Raw genomic sequence first — 696 nt, 5'->3', positions numbered from 1 at the left:
GCAAGGAATTCGTAATCGATGGTCAGCCTTCTGAAGTTTTCCAGCCATGAGAAAGAGCGTTCCACAATCCAGCGTTTGGGCAGTACCTGAAATTTGGACGGACATTCGTTCGGTCTGAGTACGACCTCCAATATCCATCCGAATTTCTTCTTGACCCAATCAGCCAAATCTCCCCTGTAGCCTCCATCCGCCAATATTTTAACCAAGCGCGGAAATTTATAAGCGAGTTTCTCTATGGCTTGTGGGGCGCCCTTGCTGTCATGCAGGCTGGCTTTATGGACTGCAACGGCTAACGGAAGGCCAAGCGTATCGACAATGATGTGCTCTTTCCGTCCCTTGATCTTCTTGTTCCCGTCTATACCGCGGTCAGAATCAACATGATGGGAAGTCTTTACGCTTCGGGAATCCATGATGCCAAGACTGGGGCTTTCCTCCCGTCCCGCCTGTTTACGGATAAGGGAGTGCAAGGCATCCATCACCTCTTCAAACACACCTTCAAGCTTCCACTTGCGGAAGTAGTAATGGACGGTTTGCCAAGGGGCGAAGTCAGAAGGAAGCATACGCCACTGGCAGCCGGTCTTGTTGACATAAAGGATGGCATTCATTATCTCTTTAAGCGGATGTTTTCGGTTCCTCGCTTGCGGCTCTAAAATATTTTTTATAACTTGCCACTGTTTTTCAGTCAGGTCGGTTGGA

Annotated in this window: 1 protein-coding gene; it reads right to left on the bottom strand. The window is 49.0% G+C overall.

The annotated features are described in order from the left end of the window. The coding region (locus B5F91_RS14755) for an IS5 family transposase (RefSeq protein WP_144025143.1) at positions 1-696 on the bottom strand (696 nt) is incomplete at both ends.

Origin of the sequence: Bacteroides sp. An322, assembly GCF_002161765.1 — a bacterium.
Taxonomy (GTDB): Bacteria; Bacteroidota; Bacteroidia; order Bacteroidales; family Bacteroidaceae; genus Phocaeicola; species Phocaeicola merdavium.
The sequence above is the reverse complement of the archived record's forward strand: the minus strand, read 5'-3'. Positions and strand labels throughout refer to the sequence as shown.